This window comes from Cloacibacillus porcorum, from assembly GCF_001701045.1.
Taxonomy (GTDB): domain Bacteria; phylum Synergistota; class Synergistia; order Synergistales; family Synergistaceae; genus Cloacibacillus; species Cloacibacillus porcorum.
Genome location: NZ_CP016757.1, coordinates 2,977,269 through 2,998,517 on the forward strand (window position 1 = coordinate 2,977,269; position 21,249 = coordinate 2,998,517).

Below are 21,249 nucleotides of genomic sequence, written 5' to 3' on the forward strand. Positions count from 1 at the left end.
ACGAAAATCGTCACAGGACGTACAGCCGTACTTACAGCCGCAGCCCCTTATTCCTGCTTCTCGGCCGCCTGCGAGCATCCCCTGCCGAGGAATATCAGGCTCATGCCGCCAAATATGAAGTCGACCCCGAGGACTACGCCGATCATCGCGATGCCGGTGACCATGTTCTGCCACATAAGCCAGGCGAGCACGAGGGCGAGGATGCCGGAGACCAGCGTCCAGATCGCGCCGTCGATGTGGCGGATGTTCCAGTATTGTATGATCTTCGTCACACCGTCAACGAGGAAATAGGCGGAGAGAAGTATCGAAAGCGTCAGAACGCCCGCGAGCGGCTTCGTGATGAAGAGGAAGCCCGCGACGAAGGCGCAGAGGGAGCTGAATACCTCCCACCAGCCGCCGGTCTTGTCCTTAAAGGCCTTGTATGCGCCGTAGGCCTGGGCGCATCCCGCGACCACCAAAATCCATCCGACGAGCATCTCTATCGCGAATGAGGCGACGAGAGGCATCCAGAGGGCGATAAACCCCGTGAGCAGCATCAGCGCCCCCGTCCAGTAGAACCTTGTCTTGTTTTTTAACAGATATTCTTTAGTCATTTTTTCGGAAAACAGCATCTTGTTTCATCCACCTTTGTCTTCTGATCTCAATTATTGATTTACCCATTCCGACATTTCTTTAAAACGAAGGGCGGCCGCCCATAACGCCGCGGACAGCCCTAATATTATGATAACGGTCAGCGTGCGCATCTCATTCACTCCCTGTCTTTTCTTTCACACCGCCTCGCTTCCTTTGCAGGGACCATATTAGTTCACGGCAGATGTAAAGAGCACAGCAGTATTACCGCATTTAGGCTAGGTAGTTTTAATTATCGAATTTTTTTATTGATAAAAAATGGATCTTTTCTATTATTTCACAAATAGAATAGTTAATATGTGATGTTTTGTTAATAATAGAGACAAATTATTAAAAAAACTCAGGCGTATTCTCCAGTGGGATAGAGTTTCGCACGCTCCTCGCCGTGCAGGACGCGCAGCGCGCCGGCGGCGAGCGATTCCAGTTCGTTTTCCCCCGGAAGTACGATGATGTCGCCGAGAAACTTTACCTTCCTGCCGACCAGCTCCATAAGCGCGTCCGAGTGAGCCATGCCGCCGGTGAGAATAACCGCGTCGATCTCTCCGTCAAGCGCCGCCGCGAGTTCGCCGATCCCCTTCGCGATCTGGTAGACGTATGCCTCAAGTATCAGCTTTGCGCGCGCGTCGTCCTCCGCCATTTTGAAGACCTCGCGGATATCGCGGGTCCCAAGGTAAGAGACAATACCCCAGCCGGAGAGCAGCTTTCGGCGCAGCTCATCCCGCGTGTACATCCCGCTGAAGCAGAGCTCGACCACCGCGTCCACCGGCAGTCCTCCGGCGCGCTCCGCGGAGAAGGGGCCGTCCGCCTTCGCGCCGATGACGTCGACGATCCGTCCCCGGTCATGCGCCCCCATCGTCACCCCCGTGCCGAGATGGGCGATGACAAAGCGGCAGTCCTCATAACGTTTGCCCAGCGACGCCGCGGCCCTGCGCCCCATCGCCTTCTGGTTGAGCGCGTGCACAAGGCTGCCGCGCTCAATCTCGGGAGCGCCGGAAACGCGGGCGATATCCGAGAGCTCGTCGACCGACACGGGATCGACGATATAGGCGGGACAGTTTGAAAGCTTTGCAAAACGCTCCGAGATGAAGGCGCCGAGGTTTGAGGCATGGTCGCCGCGCGGCGCCTCCCGCAGGTAATCCTTCATCGCCGCGTTCACAAGATATGTGCCGGAGGGCATCGGCGCGAGCAGGCCGCCACGCCCCACCACGGCGTCAAAAGAATTTTCCGCGAAACCGGCATCGGAGAGCGCCCGCGATATCAGCGCGCATCTCATATCGAGCTGGTCAAGTACGGCGGTGAAGGCCGACCTCTGGGAATCCGTCAGAGCGACATTTTTCTCAAATAACGGACGCTCATCCTCAAAGACCGCGATCTTCGTCGAAGTAGAGCCGGGATTCACCGCCAGGATCTTCATACCGCCGCTACCGTCCTCCAGAGACGAGGCAGGAGAGCGCGATGCCGTAGAACTTCGTCTCCGGGTCGTCGGTACGCGAAACAAGCACGATCGGCACCATCGCGCCAAGCACCACGCCGGCGAACTTCGCCTTGCAGTAGTGCACGAGCGTCTTGCAGTGGACGTTGCCGCACTCCAGGTTCGGAGCGAGCGTCAGATCCACCTTCCCCGCGATGACGCTGTTTATCCCCTTATGTTCCGCAGCCTCCTTTGAAGCCACGACGTCGATCGCCATCGGCCCCTCGACGGTACAGGTGCAGGGCAGCTCGTCAAATTCACCCTCACGCCAGGCGGCGACAAGGGCGGCGGCCTCCACCGTAGATGGGATATGCGGGTCCACGCGTTCGTTGGCCGCGATGCAGGCGACGTTGACATGCTCGTAGCCCAGGGCGTGGATCGCCTTCAGGGCGTTTCTCAGGATATGCTTCTTCTGGTCCAGCGTCGGCGCCACGATAAAGGCCGTGTCGGTGCAGAAGGAGAGATGGTGCTCTCCGGGGATCTCCATCACCGCGAGATGGCTCAGAAGATGTCCCGCGCGCAGCCCCTGTTCACGGTCCAGCACGGCGCGCATGAAATCCGAGGTATTGACAAGCCCCTTCATCAGCGCGTCGCCGCTGCCCTCGCGGACAAGGGCGACGGCCTTTTTGGCCGCCTCCACGGGGTCGCCGGCATGAACGGTCTCCGACTTATCCGCGAGGCCGAACTCCTCCACAAGCGGCGCGATGACCCGCTCGTCGCCGGTGAATATGGCGTGCCCCAGCCCCTTGTCGAAGGCCAGCTTCACCGCCTCGATAGTCTCCCTGTCCGCCGCCGCGGCGACCAGGCTGCTTCCGCTGAGACAGCCGCAGTTATTTATCATTTCATCAAATGTCTTATACATCGATATTCCTCCCGCCGGTCTAAAGAATTTCCTCATAAATATGAGACATTATTAAAATACGGGAACGACAAATCCGCCTAATATTTAGCATCCTCAACTAGGTAAATTATACTATAATGAGGGCGATAGATTTATATATGGGAGAAACTTTTAAGTGAAAACAAATAATACCAAAGCCCTTGGCACCGCCCCGGTTGGGCCGCTGTTGTTAAAGCTCTCTATCCCGGCGATGGCGGGGATGTTTATGCTCTCGCTCTATAATGTCGTCGATGCCTTTTTTGTCGGGCGCGGCGTCGGCGCGCTCGGCATCGCCTCCGTCTTTATCTCCTTCCCCGCGACGCTTGTCATCATGGCGGTGTCGCAGACCTTCGGCGTGGGCGGCGCCTCCGTAATCGCCCGCGCGCTGGGAGCGGGAAGAAACGACGACGCCTCCGCGGCGCTCGGTACGATAATGACCTCCGGCCTGCTCTGCGCGTTCGTAATGACCGCCTTCCTAATGATATTCACCCGCCCGCTGCTGCTGATGCTCGGGGCCAATCACGAAATAATCGAATCATCGCTCACCTACGCGGACATTATCTTCATCGGCACCCCCGTTTTCTTCATGATGATGGTCTTCAACAACCTCGTGCGCGGCGAGGGCAACACCCGCCTCTCCATGCTGAGCATGGCGATCTCCTCCGGCGTGAACATCGCCCTCGACCCGCTCTTCATATTCGTATTCAAGTGGGGGCTCGCGGGCGCGGCCTGGGCCACCGTCATCGCTCAGATCTGCGCGCTCATCTGGCTGCTCTATTACTATTTCAGCGGCAAAAGCGCCGTCGCCGTGCGCCTGCACTGCCTGCGCCGGATATCACTGCCGCTGCTTACGCAGGTCATCTCCGTCGGCGCCTCGGCCTTCGTAAGGCAGGTGGGTATCGCCATCTCGTGGACGGTGCTCAACCGTATATTCGCCGACACCGGCGGCGCGATCGGCGTCGCCGCCTCAGGACTCGTACAGCGCATGCTCTCGCTCATCATCATGCCCATCCTCGGCATGGGACACGGGCTGCTGCCGCTCGTAGGCTACAACTACGGCGCGAAAAACTACCGCCGGGTGCTGCGCGGCATGGGGCTGGCAAACGTCGCCTCCACCGCCATCTGCTTCGTATGCGCCATCTTCCTGCTCATCTTCCCGCGCGAGCTGCTCGCGCTTTTTTCCCACGACGAGGCGCTGCTCGCGAGCGGCGTGAGGGGAATCGTATGCGTCGCGGCGGGGCTCTCATTCGCCGGCTCTCAGACGATGATCTCCACATACTATCAGGGCATCGGCAGCGCCAGGCTCGCCTTCTTCCTCTCGATGCTCCGCCCGCTGCTGCTCCATCCGCCGCTTGCCCTGGTACTCGCGGAACTCTTCGGCATGAACGGAGCCTGGGCCTCCTTCACCGCCGCCGATGTCCTGGCCTTCGCCATCTCCGGAGCTATCTATATAAGAGGCAGGCGCGAGCTGATACAAAGCGAACTGAAAGCGTGACGGTATCGCCGTATGCGAATATACCCCTATCTAATATATGAAAGGAATCATCACAGACGATGAGACTCATAAAAAAGGCAAGACGCATCCTGAAACTGCGCGGCGCGGTGGACCTCGGCAGCAGCCCCGTGCTAAGCTCGCTGATACGCCTTTCCGTACCATCCATCGCGATGGTACTCTTCCACACGCTCTTCAACCTTGTGGACACTATCTTCATCTCCTGGCTTGGCGAGAGCCACATGGTCGCCATCTCCTACACCTTCCCCGTACAGATCGGCGTCTTCGCCATACTTGAGGGAGTCGGCAACGGCGTCACGGCGCTCGTCGGCCGCAGACTGGGCGAAGGAGATCACGAGCTGGCGCAGAAAACGGCGACGGCGGGCCTGGCCTTTGCCTATACACTCTGCCTCCTCTGGATTCCGTTTCTATTTCCCGGTCCTTCCAACGCCTTCTTCCGCATGTTGGGAGCGACAGATCCCGTCACCCTGCGCCAGGCGTGGCTGTACAATATGTGGATACCGCCGATGCTGGTGCTCATCAGCTTTTCATATGTCGTGAACTCGATATTCAGATGCCAGGGCAATACGATGGTCCCTCTCTATTTCTTCCTCATCGCAAACGGGCTGAATTTCATCCTCGACCCGGTGTTCATCTTCGCCTTTGGCTGGGGTATGACGGGCGCTGCGGCGGCGACCTTCACGGGGCGCTTCGTCGGTACCTTTTACCTTATAAAAAAACTGCGCGAGTCAAGCGAGATAAAACTATCCTTTTTCACGAGACCGCGCCTGGGCATGATGAGGATATGGGGCGGGATAACGGCGATCGGGCTGCCCGTCACCCTCACCACCGGCAGCGTCGCCTTCGGCATGGGTACCGTCAACAAAATACTTTCGACGACCTATGGCAACATCGCCGTCGCCGGCTGGATGGTGGGGCTGCGCATAGAGGACCTCGCCTTCAACACCCTGATGGGAATCAACGACGCGCTCGTCCCCTTCCTCGCCTTCAACTACGGACGGCGCAGCCTTGAACGCATGAGACGCGGCATCAGCTCATCCTTCCTCATCAGCGGTGTGATAACGGTGGCGATCGGTCTCGCATTGGCCTTCGTTCCCCGCCCGATAATAAATCTCTTCCGCCCGACGGAAGAGGTCGCCGCCGTCGCCATACAGTCCATACGCATCACGATCGCGGGCTATCCGATGGTAATATACAGCGTACTTTACAACGCGCTCTTTATCGCCACCGGGTATTCCAGCTACGGCCTCGTCATTCAGGTATGCCGCAGTATGCTGCTGCGCGTGCCGGCGGTATGGCTGCTGGCCGGCATGGTCTCGATACACTGGATATGGCTCTTCCAGCCGATCTCCTTCGCGGGCGCGGCGGCGCTGACCTGGCTCTTCTCGTGGATACTGCTGAAAAAGCTGCGCAAAGATTTGAACATATCCCTGCCGGATAAAAATGTCTCAGACGGCCAAGAGGGTTAACTGCGCGCCGCGGTCTCTCATGCCGCGCAAAGCCTTCGCTGGGCGGCGGCTGGAGCGGAAGATATCACGCCGCTGCGGGACCGGCCGACGGCAGTAAAACCTTGACATATCCCGCCGTAGGGGCTATAAATATCTGCGGAAGGAGAGGGATAGCCCTCTTCGGTTTTAGGTTGAGCAAAGTTACAGAGAGATAATAGATAAGCGAAGACAGGTTTATTGATTGTGTGATTACATTCAAGGCTTTGTCGTTTGCGCGGCGAAGTCTTTTTTTATTGTCCGGTGCCTTTTAATATATGTGTGGAGGGAAAGATCAATGGCTGTTAAGGTCTGCATGGGAAACGAAGCTATCGCGCTCGGAGCGCTGGCCGCAGGGGTAAAGGTCGCGGCCGGATATCCGGGGACGCCTTCGACGGAGATAATAGAGACGCTGATCACCGTCCATCATCCTGACGTGAAGGTACAGTGGTCGACGAACGAGAAGGTGGCCCTGGAGGTGGCGGCGGGCGCGGCCTACGCCGGCGCGCGCACGCTCTGCACGATGAAGCAGGTGGGGCTGAACGTCGCCTCCGACCCGCTGATGAGCCTCGCCTATATCGGGATCAAGGGCGGCATGGTGATTGCCGTCGCCGACGACCCCGGCCCCTGGTCCTCGCAGACGGAGCAGGACACCCGCAATTTCGCGAAGCACGCCAACCTGCCGGTATTCGACCCCTCGTCGCCCGAAGAGGCCTACGAGATGGTGCAGGCGGCCTATGAACTCTCCGAGGCCTTTGCGCTGCCCGTATTCCTGCGCCCGACGACACGCGTCTGCCACGCGAGCGCCGACGTCGACGTACGCGAGGATATAACGATAAGAGAGGCTGAGGGCTTCAATAAGCGCCCCGAGTGGTGCATCTTCCCCGCGCTATCCTACCGGCGCCACGGCGAGCTTGAGGTGAAACAGAACGAACTGGCGCGCGCCTTCGACACGATGCCCTTCAACCGCATCGAGCGCGGCGGCGCATCCCGCAAAGGCGTCGCCGTCTCCGGCGTCTCCTATCTGTACGCGAAAGAGGTCATCGGCGAGCTCGGCCTTGACGTCGTCCTCTATAAAGTTGGCACGCCCTATCCGCTGCCGGAAAAGACGACGCGCGATTTCCTTAATGAGGTCGACTCGGTGCTCGTCATCGAAGAGCTGGACCCCGTCGTCGAGGAGCAGCTTCTCATCGCCGCCGCTGGCAAGAGGCCGATCCTCGGCAAACGCAGCGGCCACATGCCCTGGAACGGCGAATATTCTTTCGAACTTATCAAAAAGGCCCTGCTCTCCTATCTCGGCATAGAGGCCAAAGATACGGAGGCCGAGACGCTGCCGCCGCTTCCCGTGCGCCCGCCTGTGCTCTGCGCCGGCTGCCCGCACCGCGCCTCTTTCTACGAGGCGAAGGTGGCGACAAAGGACTGCGAAAAGGCCATTTACTGCGGCGACATCGGCTGTTATACGCTCGGCAACGCCGCGCCGCTCAATATGGTGGATACCTGCCTCTGCATGGGAGCGGGCATCACCATCGCGCAGGGGCTCGCGCTCGCTGAGCCCGGAACAAAGTGTCTCGCCTTCATCGGCGACTCCACATTCTTCCACACCGGCATTCCGGGAATAATCAACGCCGTCTATCAGGGAACGGACATCACGGTGATCATCCTTGACAACCGCACCACCGCGATGACGGGACACCAGCCGCATCCCGGCACCGGCAAACGCGCGCTCGGCGACGACGCGCCGGCCCTCGATATTGAGACGATCCTCCGCGGCTGCGGCGTACGTCACATAGCGAGCGTCAACCCCTTCGATTATGAGGAGGCCGTCGCGGCGATGAAAGAGGCGGTCAATTACCCCGGACCTTCGGCGGTAATAACGAAAGCCCCCTGTATCGCGCAGATAAAAAAGCCCTCGACGGCTCATTTTGTCGATGAAAAATGTATCAAATGCGGCAGATGTATCCGCGAGATCGGATGCCCCGCGATCACCCCGGACGATACTGGGCGCGCCGTCATCAACAGCTCGCTCTGTACAGACTGCGCCCTCTGCGCCAATGTCTGTCCCGTCCACGCGATAAAAAGAGGTGAGATAAATGGTTAAGAGCATCGTAATCGCCGGCGTCGGCGGGCAGGGAACGCTGCTGGCCTCAAAGATACTCGCAACGGCCGCCGGAGCCAGAGGCCTGTTCGTCCGCACCTCGGAGACGATCGGCATGGCGCAGCGCGGAGGTTCGGTCTCCAGCCACCTGCGCATCGACGCGCGCGAGGCCTCGCCGATCATCCCCGGCGCACACGGAGATATCCTGCTCGGCTTCGAGCTCGCCGAGGCGGTGCGCATGATACCGAAGCTGAAGGCCGAAGCGAAGTGCGTCGTCAACACCGACCGTATCATCCCGACGAATGTCGCGCTCGGCAGGGGCGTCTATCTCGGAGACGAGTACCTCGCCCTGCTCAAAGACAGATACCCCGAGGCCGTCTTTATCGAAGGCGCGCCGCTCGCGCTCGCGGCGGGCGACATCCGCACGCTGAATATCGTAATCCTCGGCGCGGCCGTGGGAGCCTCGATGTTACCCTTCTCCGAAGAGGAGATACGCGCGGCGGTCAAGGCCTGTGTCAAGCCGAAGCTGCTCGCGATGAACGAGAGAGCCTTCGAGCTGGGGCTGAAAGCCTCCGGCGTCCGATGGTGAGTTTCAGGAATTATAGGTAAATATTTTATTTCAGTTGAGGGTAAATCAGCCAAGAAAGTTTTTCAGAACAGAGAAGACAGTTAGGAGAGAATAAATTATGAACGAACTTACGATAATGAGCCAGTGTTTCGCCCAGGTACGCCGCGCCGCCAAGGCCAGCCCGATGTACAGAGAAAAGTTCGCGGGGCTGCCCGTGGATACGATGATGACCCGCGAGCAGTTCGAAACGCTGCCCTTCACGACGAAACAGGACCTCCGCGACGCCTACCCGATGGGCATGCAGTGCGTGCCGAACGAAGAGATCGTCCGCGTGCACTCTTCGTCGGGCACTACGGGCATCCCCGTCATCATGCCCTACAGCGCGCAGGACCTCGAAGACTGGGCGGTGATGATGGAACGCTGCTATCAGTTCGCGGGAGTGACGACCGCCGACCGCATCCAGATAACCCCCGGCTTCGGCCTCTGGACGGCGGGGCTCGGCTTTCAGGCCGGCGCCGAGCGCCTCGGCGCGATGGTCATCCCGACCGGCGCGGGCAACACCGACCGCCAGCTCCAGCTGATGCGCGACCTTGAGGCGAGCGTCCTCATCGGCACCTCGTCCTACGGCCTCGTCATCGCCGAGGAGGTCGACAAGCGCGGCATGCGCGACGACATCCACCTCAAGCGTGGCATCTTCGGCTCCGAACGCTGGGGCGACAAGATCCGCGAGAGGATCTACGAGACGCTCGGCATCGAGTTTTTCGACATCTACGGACTGACGGAAATATACGGCCCCGGCATCGCGATCGACTGCTGCGAACACACGGGCATGCACTACTTCAACGATTATATCTACTGCGAGATCATCGACCCGGCGACCGGCAAAGTGCTGCCAGACGGCGAGCAGGGCGAGATCGTGATCACCACCTTCCGCAAGGAGGCGGCGCCGCTGATCCGCTACCGCACGCGCGACATCTCGCGCATCATCCCCGGCGAATGCCCATGCGGCTCGCCCTTCCCGCGCCTCGACCGCATCGTCGGCCGCAGCGACGACATGATCAAGGTCAAAGGGACGAACATCTATCCGGCGCAGGTGGAGGAGATACTGAAGCGGATCGACGGCTTCTCCAGCGAATACCGCATCGTCCTCGAGAACGAAGACCTGCGCGACCGCATGATCGTTCAGGCAGAGATGAAGGATGGCTGCAACCCGGAAGCCCTCGCGGAGTCGCTCGTCCGCGAATGCAAATCCGGCATCGGCATCCGCATAGTCCCGCAGGTGATGAAGCTCGGCGAACTGCCGCGAAGCGAAAAGAAGACGCAGCGCGTCATCGACAACAGGTATTAGCGGCGCGCTGCGAACACAAAAAAAGGCTAAAACAGAGAGGCGCTCCGCATAAATTTACCGCGGAGCGCCTCTTAAAAATTTAAAATATCTTGTGGCGCGCGCTAGTGTTTCCTGCGCCACAACGCCGGAATAAAGAGCGCTGGGAGCAGAAACAGGGCGAAGAAACCGTGGTTGCAGCCGGACGAGCCGCCGCCATCTCCCTTCAACCGAAAGGAGAAGATGTTGTCATAATCCTGAGCCGCCGCCACTTTCGCCGTCAGGCTGGAAAGATTGTAGACCACGGACCAACGGGTGTTGCTCGTCCCTGTCTCGCCCGGTTTTTGGCTCACATCCTTCAGCAGCGCCATCGCTTCATTCTCTGAAAGCACGTTGGAGGCAGCTTTCAGGCGGGCTTCGATCTTGTTATATCTGTCGAGCCCGTGGTCGTGATGGGATGGGGTCGTGATCAGCGCCTGCACGTCCTCGTTTAGATAGAAATTCGTGACATAGTTGGCGTCAAAGACATGCAGCACGTTGTCATTGTCATATTCAAGAACCTTAGCGGCCCCAGTCTTATCGGCGACGAGAAAGTGGAAGCTCGCCCGGGGAAAGGCAGACCACATATTATAATCTCCCAGCAGCTTCGCTGCCTCCTCCACCGTCGCGGCCCTGTCGAGCATCAGGCGCAGCGCCACCGTAGTTGTGATGTCATATTTTCCGCTCTCATCCTGACTCGTCGGGAACTCGTCAAGCCACAGGACGCTGACTGCGAGCCCGGCCTCGTTCATCCCATCCATAATCAGAAAGGGAAACAGCGCCGTATTGGAGATATCCGTCTCTCCATCGCAAAGGCTGTCGGTGCCGAAACCGGCGAAGGCCCCCGGGACCATGCCGACGGAAGAATAGCCCTCTTTGGGCCTGACGCGCATGAGCACGGCAGCGTTTCCCTCCACCCCGGCGTCAAACTGGTTATAGTCAAAATTGCGTCCGAAAATCCTGTCGCCGCTCTTCGTTCTCACAGCAAAGGCGCTGCACCCGAACGAAGGCAGGGCCGCCTGAGAGTTCTCCACACCAAGAAGCTCGGCCAAGAGAAATTTCAGAAGATCATCTGAGGTCCTGGAGCCGGACTTTAGCACCTCGTCAAGCCGGTAGTCCGCGCTATATTCCATCTTATAAAGTCCCTTGTCGCCTAGCTTCTCGATTGAAGCAGCAGAGGCTTTCTGTTCCTCCGTCTTAAGGTAATGCGCAGGGTTGTCGCTAGCGTAACACAGGCTCGAGCAGATGGACAAAGCGGACAGCGCCACCGCGACAACGAACAGGCATCTATTCATCAAACAACCACCCCTCATAAAGTTTTTGCTAATTATAGCATAGCGCCGGCGGCGGCAAAATCGCTAAAACCGAAAAAACGGCGCAATTATAAACGCAGGTTGCGGGGTGATTTTTGATAAAAACCACACATTCAGGATGTATAACCCCGTCTTTGACACTTATTATCAGAATAGTTGATGTCGGTTGGGTGAAAAGTGTCAAAGCCCCTATTTTGTTTCTGCGCCTCTCTGCCGCGCGCGCTTGACTTAGAGTCCTCTCTAATCGTTATAGTTGTGGCCGCTGCCTCCGGAGATAATATTTTTACACGCGGAGACACAAAAACTCCACATTTGGGATGTATAATGTGATACCGTAGCAGTTATCTATTTATATTGACCGTTAAGGATGATACGACTTTATGAAAATCACCGAAATTTCCCTGCGCCGCCCGGTAACAGTCCTTATACTCACGATCGCCACGGTGATATTCGGCACCTATTCCTACCTTAACATGGGAGTGGAACGGATGCCGAACGTCGAATTCCCCATCGTCGTCGTGCGTACGACGATGGACGGCGCCAGCCCCGCGATCATCGACAACGACGTCACGGACGTACTCGAAGCGCGCATCAACACTATCGAAGGCATCAAGAATATGAGCTCAAGCAGCTATGAGGGGCGTTCGGTGATCGTCGTCGAGTTTGAACTCGACCGCAACATCGACTTCGCGGCGGCCGACGTGCGCGGCAAGGTCAGCATGGCGACGGGGCAGCTCCCCGACGACTGCGACGACCCGCAGGTCGACAAGTACGACCCCTCCGACCGCCCGATAATGAACATCGCCGTCAAAAACGACGGACGCACCGACATGAAGACGCTCTCCCGCTATGTGGACAAGATAGTGACCGAGCGTCTTCAAACCGTAAAGGGGGTCGGCGGCATCCAGCTCGCGGGCTTCCGCGACAGGGAGATGCGCGTCTGGCTGCGCCCCGAGGCGCTGGAGAGCTACCGCCTCACGACGAAAGATATAAAAAACGCGATCTACAACAAGCATGTTGAGCTCCCAGCGGGACGCGTAGAGACTGGCACCAAAGAGTACGGTATCCGCATCGAGGGCGAATACTCCTCCGCCGCGGAGCTAGAATACCTGCCGGTGGCGGTGCGGAACGGCGCCGTCATCCGCCTGCGCGACGTGGCGCGCGTCGAGGACGGCTTCGAGGACCAGCGCAGCGGCTCCCTCTACGAGGGCAAGCCGACCATCATGGTAATGGTCCGCAAGCAGAAGGGGGCCAACGAAGTCCTCCTATCCCGTCTCGTCAAGGAACGCATCGGAGAGCTCAACCAGACGGCCCCCGCCGGTACGAGCCTCGTCGTCGTATCCGACAACGCAAAGTTCATCCTCAGCTCGATGAACGGCGTATTCTGGGACATCATCATTTCGATATGCCTCACCTCGGTCATCATGTTCATCTTCCTGCGAACGCTGCGGGCCACCTTTATTGCCGTCATTACGATACCGGTCTGCCTTCTCGGCAGTATGTCCGTCCTCTACTGGATGGGGATCACGATCAACAATATGTCGATGATGGGGCTCTCGCTCGCCGTCGGGATGGTCGTCGACGCGACGACCGTCGTCATGGAGAATATCACGCGCCATAAGGAATCGGGCAAGAGCGCCTTCCGCGCCGCCGAGGACGGCACCAACGAAGTCGCCTTCGCGGTGCTCGCGGGAGCGGCGACGACGCTCGCCGTCTTCGTCCCCGTCGCCTTCATGGGCGGCATGATGGGGCGCTTCTTCAACTCCTTCGGCGTCACCGTCGCGATGACGATCTCTATCTCGCTCATAATCTCCATCACGCTGACCCCCTTCCTCTGCTCGCGCCTCATGGGACGTAATCAGAAGACGACCGCCCTGCAGCGAAATATGGAGCGTCCATTCCTCTGGCTTGAGGACAGATACCGCACGGCGCTCGCCTTCTCCGTCGGCCACCGCCGCACGATCCTCTTCTCGGCGCTCGCGCTATTCGCGCTGGGCATCACCTTCGCAACCTCCCTCGGCACCGAGTTCTTCCCCAGCGAAGACCAGGGACGCCTGCGCGTACAGGTGGAGCTTCCGGCGGACACCGGCCTTGAGGTCACGGACAGCGTGACCAAAGAGATGGTCGATATGATCCAGCAGGATAAGGCCGTCGCCTACACCTACGGAATCGTCGGCAGCGGCGCTGGCGAAGAGGTCTATAAATCGACGATCAACATTGAACTTATCGACCGCAAACTTCGCCCCAACGCGGCGACGGTCATGAGGCGTCTGCGTGAAAAACTCGTCCGTTTCCGCGACGCCGACATAAAGATGGGCACCTGGGGCGGCTCGGACATCACTCTCGTCATCCAGGGACCGACCAGCGAATCGCTCGCCGACATCGGCGACCTGATCAAAAAGGACCTCGCGGAGAACGCCCGCGGCCTCGTCGACATCACGACGGACCTTCAGATGAACAAGCCGCGCATCAATCTCACGCTGAACCGGGCGCTCGCGGACGACCTCAACGTCAGCATCCGCGACCTTTCCGACGAAATGCTCACCTGGTTCGCGGGAGACCAGAGCGGCTCCTTCAACGAGGGCGGTTACCGCTACGACATCACCATCAGGTCGGAGAAGGAGGGGCGCGACGACCCGGAAAAGGTCCTCAAGACCCTCATCACCACCAAGAGCGGCGAGACGATACCGGCGGAGGGGCTAGTCAAGAGTTCGATCGGCATGGCTCCGAACGTCATTAAAAGATACAACCGCCAGCGTTCGCTGCAAATCGGCGCCAACGTCGAGGGCATCTCCCCCGGCGAGGGCATCCTTATCATGGAAGAGGTATTCAGAAAATACGCGCCGCAGGACGGCACCTACAGCATGGTGCCGACGGGCGACTCCGAGAATATGAAGGAGAGCTTCGGATACATGTCTGTGGCGCTCATCTTCGCCATCATCCTCGTCTACATGGTTATGGCGATCCAGTTTGAATCCTTCATCCACCCCCTCACCGTCATGTTCTCGCTGCCGCTGATGACGGCGGGCTCCTTCGGGCTGCTGGCGCTGACGGGGCTGCGGCTCTCCGTCATGAGCTTCATGGGGATAATCCTGCTCGTCGGCGTCGTCGTCAATAACGCGATTCTGCTCGTTGACTTCATAAACCAGCTGCGCGCATCGGGTGACGACAAAATAACGGCGGTGCTCAAAGCCGGGCCGCTGCGTCTGCGCGCGATCCTGATGACCACCGTATCAACAATGATCGGTTCGCTGCCGGTGGCGCTGGCCCTCTCCGAGGGCGGCGAGGTACGCCAGCCGATGTCGGTCGCCGTCATCGGCGGACTCTTTACCTCGACGCTGCTGACGCTGCTCGTCATCCCCGTCGTCTACCTGATACTTGACGACCTCATGGATAAAGTACACGTAAAGATACGCCGTTACAACGCGTACAGAAGATTAAAGCAGCAGGGAGGACGCGCCTGATGAATAAGAAACTCGCCGGATTTCTCGCCGCCGCGCTCTGCGCGGTGACCTCCGCCGCATCGGCGGCCCCGCCCCCTATCGATATCGGCGAAGCGGTACAGCTGACGTTAAAAGACAACGCCGCGCTGCGCTCGCTGCGGCAGGAGCTCGTCAAAGCCCAGGCCTTCAAGCTGCAGGCGGACGGCACGCTGCTGCCCTCCGTCTCCGCGGGAGGCACGATCGACACCCAGCGCGAGCCGCAGACTACAGACGGCTCCGACCGCAGCGGCAGCCGTTCCGCTAATGCAACGCTTGAACAGGTCATCTACTCGGGAGGCAAAAACAGCGCGCAGCGCGCGCAGTCGCCGCAGGTAAAGACTATCGCCGAGATGGCCGTCGCAGACGGAGAGAACAGCGCCGTGGGCGAACTTTACGCGCGATTCTACGACGTGCTGCTCAAGAAAAAACAGATCGAGGCGGAGCTTGACGCCGTAGCGACCTCAGAGCTCCACCTGCGGCAGGTCACGCAGATGGCGGAGCTCGGCCTGGCCAACAAACTCGAGGTGATACGCGCGGGACAGCAGCTGGCCACCAACACCGCGAACCTAGCGACGGCGCGCGGACTGCATGAAACCTCGGTGATATCGCTGATGAACTACATGGCGATCGAGCCGCAGCAGCGCCGCGAGGTTGTGGGCGAGCTCTACGAACCGGCGATATCCGGCGACCGAATGGAGTCGCTCGCGCTTGCGGAAAAATTCCGCGCCGACAGGCTGCAGCTGCAGGAACAGCTCCGCTACCAGGAAAACCAGATCAAGATCGAACGCAGCGGCATGCTGCCCAAGGTAACGGCGGGACTCTCAAGCGGCTGGTCCAACCCCTACCGGCAGCAGGACCGCAGCAGCGACAGCTGGCGCGCGGAAGTCAGCCTTGCGGTCCCCATCTTCGACCGCAATGTGACACGCAGCGCCGTGATCTCGGCACGCGCAGTACGCGAACAGGATCAGATCGCCCTCGAACAGAAAACTCTCGACATAAAATCCGAGGTTGAGACCGCCTGGTCCGACATAGAAACAAGCCTGCGCAGCCTGCGGGCCTCCGAAAAGGCGCTGGAGCTCGCGAAAGAGACCCTGCGCCTCGCCGAAGTCGGCTACCGCGAGGGCGTCACGCCGCAGCTCGACCTGCTTGACGCGCAGTCCTCGCTGACGCTGGCGCAGCTTGAATACAATAGGGCGCAGTACAGCCACCTGATAGCGGTCGTCGCGCTCAAAGTTACCGAGGGTACCGTTATACAATGGAATGGGAAGTAGGCGCATACGCATGCTGCGCCGCCTGAAGAAATTAGTCTTGTTCCGCTGCCGCGGGACAGGCAGCTTGCGACGGCAAACGCATACGCATGCTGCGCCGCCTATAGAAATTTGTCTGGTTCCGCTTTTGCGGAACTGGCAGCTTGCGAGGAGAGGAAATTAGATGAGCAAAGCAAAACTTCCGCAGAGGAGCACAATGATCGTACTGGCGGCCGTCGTCGCCATCGTGGTCGGGATCGGGATCTACAGCAGGCGCGATACTATCTTCGCCTCAAAAAAGGCCGCTGCGGGACCGACGAGCGTCATTGTAAAGACGGAGACCGTGCGCCCCGACAAGACCATCGCCGACAAAATCATCCAGAACATGTCCGTCGACGCGGAAAAACGCGTCGAGCTACTGCCGCGCGTCACCGGACGCCTGCTCGCCCTCTCCGTAAAGCAGGGAGACTACGTGCGTAAGGGAGAGCAGGTCGCAACGCTGGAACACGACCAGCAGAACGCGCTGATACTCTCCACCGCGGCGCAGGCCGCCTCCGCGCGCGCCGACACAGAAAAGGCGAAGGCACAGATGCTCAACGCCAAGACAAATTTAGAGCGCTACCGCCGTCTGGAAAAAGAGGGCTTCAGCACCAAGCAGCAGCTTGAGACAATGGAGACGGAATACACAAGCGCCGCCGCCTCCTACCGCGCCGCGCAGGCCAAGGAACGCCAGTACGAGGCCGAGGCGGCCCGCGTCCAGTCGGCCAAAGACGACTATATCATCCGCGCGCCGCTGGACGGTATCGTACTCAACGACTACAGCCTTACGCCGGGGGCGATGATCTCTCCCAGCTCCCCCATTCTCGACATCGCCGACCTGCGCCGGCTGAAGGCGACTCTCAAAGTCCCCGAGTCGAAGATCTTCATCGTCACAAAGGGCATGCCTGTGCTGCTCAAGTTTGACGCCCTGCCCGGCGAGACCTTTGAGGGCAGCGTCACGCGCATCGACCAGTACGTAGACCCCGCGACACGCACCAGCAACGTCGAGATAGCGCTCGACAACGAGAAACAGGCCGGCGGCAGACTGCGTCCCGGCATGTTCGGACAGGCCTCGATCGTGGAGAAAGAATTCCGCAACTCCATCACGATACCCGAGGGCGCCCTTCGCAGCAGCGAAAAGGGTTATTACGTCCTGCTGGTCAAAGACGGCAGGGCGGAGATGCGCGAGGTCGAGACGGGCGTCAGGGAAAACTCCCGCGTGCAGATCACCAAAGGGCTGGTCTCCGGCGACGAGGTCATCACCTTCGGCGGCAACAACCTCAACAGCGGCGAAGAGGTTACTGCGCAGAACTGATCTTATTTCTGCCTTCATATTTTGCAAAAGAACGTGTGCGGCGAAAATCGCCGCACCTTTTGTGTATACTCCTGCATGCCGTCCCTTTCTGTTTTTAGTCTTTTCCCGCCATCCTCTGTCTCTCCGCCGCAGGATATTTCACAATACGCCGCACCTTTTATAAAAAATCTCTCTGATATGTGTTATTATAATAGCCGATTTTAAATAATGAGATCTCCTGCGCAGGGGAATGCGGTGCGACTCCGCAGCGGCCCCGCCACTGTTACCGGCAACGGAAGTCAGGATACCTGCTCGGAGGGACGGATGTTATGCGCGGGCGTTTCTCATCCAGAAGATGAAAGATTTGAAGGGAGCCGCAGGCTCCCTTTTATTTTTATATAAAGGGGTATCGCTCTGTTGAAGCCATTTTTTCGCCTGTTTATATTTCTCTCGCTCGTCTTGATGTTTTCCCCCTCGGCGGAGGCCTCGCCCAGGAGGATCGTTTCGCTGACGCCGGTCGGCACCGAGATACTCTTCGCGCTCGGACAGGGGGACAACGTCATCGGCGTTACAAATTACTGCGACTACCCGCCGGAGGCGCTCAAAAAGCCGAAGATCGGCGGCTATGCCGAGGTAAACTTTGAGACGCTGCTCTCCAAAAAGGCCGACCTTCTCGTGCTTCAGGACATGCACCTTCAATTCAAAGACGACCTGAAAAGGCTGAAGATACCCTACGTCGTCGTGCGGCAGGAGAGCCTCGGCGACATCTACGATTCAATCGCGGAGCTCGGCAAAGTCTGCGGCGCGCAGAAAAGGGCCGCGGAGCTGACGGCGAAGATGAAGGCCGATATCGCCGCCGTACGGGCAAAGGTTATGGGACTGCCGTCGCCCTCCGTGCTGCTCTGCGTATCCCGCGAACTCTCTGAGGAGCGGATATCCGTCTTCTACGCCGCGGGCGAAAAGACCTTTTACAACGAGCTCATCACCCTCGCGGGGGGAAAGAACGCGCTGACCGGCGAAAAAAGCGGTTATCCATATCCCAAAATATCGCAGGAGGGGCTCGCCGCCCTCAACCCCGAGGTAATAATCGACCTCGTCGGCGAGCGCACCTTTTACCACGCGATGGAACATATCGATTTGGATAAGGTCTTCAATGAAGAATACCTCAAAGGCCAGTGGCTCGCGGGGACCAAAGTGAGGGCCGTACGCGGCGGGCGTATCGCCGTCCTCGACGGCACCGTCTACCTGCGCCCGGGACCGCGGCTGCCTGAGATACTCAGAGCCTTCGCGAAAGTCATACATCCCGAGGTGAAATGGTGAACCCTCTCATAGAGGTGCGCGGGCTCTCCTATTCCATCGGCGAACGCGCCGTTCTCTCCGGCATCTCCTTCTCCGTGGCGCGCGGCGGCTTCCTCGCGGTCATCGGCCCCAACGGCGCCGGAAAAAGCACGCTGCTCAAGTGTGTCGGCGGCCTGCGCCCCGGCGCGGCGGGAGAGGTCATGATCGAAGGGCTGAGCATCACTCAGATGACGGAGCGCGAACGGGCGCGGCGTATCGCCTGGCTCCATCAGAGCGGCGGCGACGCCCTGCCCTTCACCGTCCGCCAGTTCGCGATGATGTCACGTTACCCGTGGCGGCCCGTGCTCAGCGGCGAATCCGAAGAAGACCGTTTCATCGTGGACGGAGCACTCGCGCGCGCCGGCGTCGAGGAGCTTGCGGAACGCAGTCTCGACACCCTCTCCGGCGGCGAACGCCAGCGGGCGCTGCTCGCCGCCGCGCTCGCGCAGGGCACGGACATCCTCTTTCTCGACGAGCCGACAAGCTTTCTCGACTACCGCCAGCAGGTGGAGATGATGGCGCTCGTGGAGGGGATAAACAGGGAGGGAATGACGGTGCTCATGGTGACCCATGACATAAACCTCGCGCTTCACGGAAGCGGCGGCATCCTCGCGATAAAAGAGGGCCGCGCGCGCTGGCACGGGACGACGGACGAGCTGCTCGGAGGCTCCGCGCTCGCCGATATCTTTGACACCGAATTTGAATTCTTCCGCCGCGGGGAACAGCGGCGTCCCTACGCGGTGCCGAGGGGGTTTGTCTCCTGATGAATAAAAAAATATTCCTGCTGCTACTGCTCTCCGCCGCCGTCGTCTGCGCCGCCCCCTTCATCGGCGCGCACGCCGTCTCCCCCGCCGATATCTTTGGCGGAGCGGAGAGCGCCGCGGCGCAGATACTCTGGGAGCTCCGCCTGCCGCGCGTACTGCTCGGCTGGCTCATCGGCGCCACCCTCGCCGTCTGCGGGCTCATCTTCCAGGCGCTCTTCAGAAACCCGCTCGCCTCGCCCGACATGCTCGGCGTCTCCATGGGCGCGGCCTTCGGCGCGGTGCTCTACATACGCCTCGGCCTTGCCGTCTCCCTCTTCGGCCTCATCCAGGGCATCTCCCTGGCGGCCTTCGGCGGGGCCTTCCTCGCGATCATGGCGCTCTACCTGGCAGGCAGCCTGCGGCGCGGCGGGATGTCGCTCGCCTCCCTGCTGCTCGCGGGCGTCGCGCTGAACTTCCTCTTCGGCAGCCTCAACATGATCATCCAATACAGCGGCGGCTACACCGATACCTTCCGTATGATGCGCTGGACGATGGGCGGCCTGCAGACCGTCGGCTTCGCCTCCTCGCTGGCCTCCCTGCCTGGGCTCCTCCTCATCCTGCTCATCGGCTGGCTCACGGGACCGCAGCTTGACCTCTTCGTCTGCGGCGAGGAGATGGCCGCGAGCCGCGGCGTATCTGTAAACGGGCTGCGTAAGCTGCTCTTTCTCTCCGTATCCCTCGTCGTAGGCGTCAGCGTGGCCCTCAGCGGCCCGATCGGCTTCGTCGGCCTCATGTGCCCGCATATCTGCCGCCGCATCACCGGCAGCGCGCACCGCGAGCTGACCGTCGCCTGCGCGCTCTTCGGCGGCGCCTTCCTCGTGATCTGCGACACCGCGGCGCGCCTCCTCTGGTCGCCGGCGGAGATACCGGTGGGGATAATCACCTCCTGCCTCGGTTCGATATTCTTCCTCTGGCTGCTCATAAAGGGTGGACGCTGAGATGAGAAGGTTCCGCTTCCCCGGCGTCAGGCTCGGCGGCACCTCCTGGGTCGTCGCTGGCAGCTTTGCCGACAACATGCGCGCGCTGTCGCGCGAGGCGCAGGACATGCAGCTGGTGCTCTTCGACAACGAATACGGCTCCAACATCCCCTCCAAAGAGGAGGTAGCCCGGCTCGCGGAGCTGAAAGAGGAGCTGGGGATGAGCTGCATCGTCCACTTTCCCCACGACATCTGCCTCTCGCCGGAGGCGGCGGAACGCAGACGCTGCGAGGACTCCTGCCTGCGTATGATGGAGCTCTTCGCGCCTCTTGCGCCCTTTGCCTGGATACTGCACCTCGACGGCGAGCAATACGGCGCCTATCCCAGCGCCGACATGGAGGGCTGGCTGGAAAAGACGCGCCGCTCCGCAGCACGGCTCGCCGCCGCCGCGCGGGACAAAAGCGAGATTTGCGCCGAGACGCTGGACTATAACTTCCGCATCGTCTATCCTCTAGTCGTCGAACAGGGCCTCTCCGTCTGCCTCGACATCGGGCATCTCGTGCGCTACGGCCACCCCGTGCTCGAACAGATGGAGAGCTACCTGCCCCGGACGCGCGTCATTCATATCCACGGCGTAAAACCGGACGGCACCGACCATCAGGACATGAGCTGGTTTGATCCGGCGCTCTTCCGCGAGGTAATAAAAAGGCTCGGCGCGGACGGCAGAGAGCGCGTAATGACGCTCGAAGTCTTTGAAGACAACTATGAAAAATCATTGGCAGCAATAGAAAAAATGATGGGAGCGTAATAAA

16 protein-coding genes and 1 riboswitch are annotated in these 21,249 nt (G+C 59.8%); of the genes, 12 read left to right on the forward strand and 4 right to left on the reverse strand.

The annotated features are described in order from the left end of the window. Positions 1 to 47: 47 nt before the first annotated feature. The 3 genes from BED41_RS13495 to BED41_RS13505 form a co-directional block, all read right to left on the reverse strand. A complete protein-coding gene (locus BED41_RS13495; protein ID WP_066747387.1) occupies positions 48 to 611 on the reverse strand; it encodes an HdeD family acid-resistance protein in 564 nt (187 codons plus the stop codon). A 359-nt stretch (positions 612 to 970) separates the two neighbouring features. Beyond that, the gene (gene buk / locus BED41_RS13500) at positions 971 to 2,044 is read right to left on the reverse strand and encodes a butyrate kinase (protein WP_066747390.1); all 1,074 of its coding nucleotides are present in this window, start codon (positions 2,042 to 2,044) and stop codon (positions 971 to 973) included. Positions 2,045 to 2,051: 7 nt separating this feature from the next. Next, the gene (locus BED41_RS13505; protein ID WP_066747392.1) at positions 2,052 to 2,963 is read right to left on the reverse strand and encodes a phosphate acyltransferase; all 912 of its coding nucleotides are present in this window, start codon (positions 2,961 to 2,963) and stop codon (positions 2,052 to 2,054) included. Positions 2,964 to 3,117: 154 nt separating this feature from the next. Here BED41_RS13505 and BED41_RS13510 point away from each other — a divergent pair, with 154 nt between their 5' ends. From BED41_RS13510 to BED41_RS13530, 5 genes are all read left to right on the forward strand, one after another. Continuing rightward, a complete protein-coding gene (locus tag BED41_RS13510; RefSeq protein WP_066747395.1) occupies positions 3,118 to 4,476 on the forward strand; it encodes an MATE family efflux transporter in 1,359 nt (452 codons plus the stop codon). 59 nt (positions 4,477 to 4,535) lie between these two features. Continuing rightward, positions 4,536 to 5,963, forward strand: coding sequence for an MATE family efflux transporter (locus BED41_RS13515; RefSeq protein WP_066747398.1), 1,428 nt, complete (start codon positions 4,536 to 4,538; stop codon positions 5,961 to 5,963). 313 nt (positions 5,964 to 6,276) lie between these two features. After that, on the forward strand, positions 6,277 to 8,076 hold the full coding sequence (gene iorA / locus BED41_RS13520) for an indolepyruvate ferredoxin oxidoreductase subunit alpha (protein WP_066747401.1): 1,800 nt from the start codon (positions 6,277 to 6,279) through the stop codon (positions 8,074 to 8,076). Next, positions 8,069 to 8,662, forward strand: a complete 594-nt coding sequence (locus tag BED41_RS13525; RefSeq protein WP_066747404.1) for an indolepyruvate oxidoreductase subunit beta — start codon at positions 8,069 to 8,071, stop codon at positions 8,660 to 8,662. Before iorA ends, BED41_RS13525 begins: the two co-directional genes overlap by 8 nt. Positions 8,663 to 8,759: 97 nt before the next feature. Next, complete coding sequence (locus tag BED41_RS13530; RefSeq protein WP_066747406.1) at positions 8,760 to 9,989, forward strand: phenylacetate--CoA ligase family protein; 1,230 nt, start codon at positions 8,760 to 8,762, stop codon at positions 9,987 to 9,989. A 101-nt stretch (positions 9,990 to 10,090) separates the two neighbouring features. On the opposite strand, the gene BED41_RS13535 is transcribed toward BED41_RS13530, so the two are convergent. Further along, entirely contained in the window at positions 10,091 to 11,299 is a 1,209-nt protein-coding gene (locus BED41_RS13535; RefSeq protein ID WP_066747410.1) for a carcinine hydrolase/isopenicillin-N N-acyltransferase family protein, read from the reverse strand. Positions 11,300 to 11,697: 398 nt separating this feature from the next. On the opposite strand from BED41_RS13535, the gene BED41_RS13540 reads away from it, so the two are divergent. From BED41_RS13540 to cbiR, 7 genes are all read left to right on the forward strand, one after another. Continuing rightward, on the forward strand, positions 11,698 to 14,781 hold the full coding sequence (locus BED41_RS13540; RefSeq protein WP_066747411.1) for an efflux RND transporter permease subunit: 3,084 nt from the start codon (positions 11,698 to 11,700) through the stop codon (positions 14,779 to 14,781). Then, entirely contained in the window at positions 14,781 to 16,070 is a 1,290-nt protein-coding gene (locus BED41_RS13545; protein WP_066747413.1) for a TolC family protein, read from the forward strand. Before BED41_RS13540 ends, BED41_RS13545 begins: the two co-directional genes overlap by 1 nt. Positions 16,071 to 16,230: 160 nt before the next feature. After that, entirely contained in the window at positions 16,231 to 17,400 is a 1,170-nt protein-coding gene (locus tag BED41_RS13550) for an efflux RND transporter periplasmic adaptor subunit (RefSeq protein ID WP_066747415.1), read from the forward strand. A 162-nt stretch (positions 17,401 to 17,562) separates the two neighbouring features. Beyond that, positions 17,563 to 17,709, forward strand: a riboswitch (cobalamin riboswitch). Between the two features lie 87 nt (positions 17,710 to 17,796). Continuing rightward, on the forward strand, positions 17,797 to 18,699 hold the full coding sequence (locus tag BED41_RS13555) for an ABC transporter substrate-binding protein (RefSeq protein WP_066747417.1): 903 nt from the start codon (positions 17,797 to 17,799) through the stop codon (positions 18,697 to 18,699). Then, a complete protein-coding gene (locus BED41_RS13560) occupies positions 18,693 to 19,481 on the forward strand; it encodes an ABC transporter ATP-binding protein (protein WP_066747420.1) in 789 nt (262 codons plus the stop codon). Before BED41_RS13555 ends, BED41_RS13560 begins: the two co-directional genes overlap by 7 nt. After that, positions 19,481 to 20,458 carry a FecCD family ABC transporter permease gene (locus BED41_RS13565; protein ID WP_066747423.1) on the forward strand — a complete coding sequence of 326 codons (978 nt, stop codon included), beginning with the start codon at positions 19,481 to 19,483 and terminating at the stop codon, positions 20,456 to 20,458. Before BED41_RS13560 ends, BED41_RS13565 begins: the two co-directional genes overlap by 1 nt. Before the next feature lies 1 nt (position 20,459). Then, complete coding sequence (cbiR, locus tag BED41_RS13570) at positions 20,460 to 21,245, forward strand: cobamide remodeling phosphodiesterase CbiR (RefSeq protein ID WP_066747425.1); 786 nt, start codon at positions 20,460 to 20,462, stop codon at positions 21,243 to 21,245. Positions 21,246 to 21,249 lie beyond the last annotated feature (4 nt).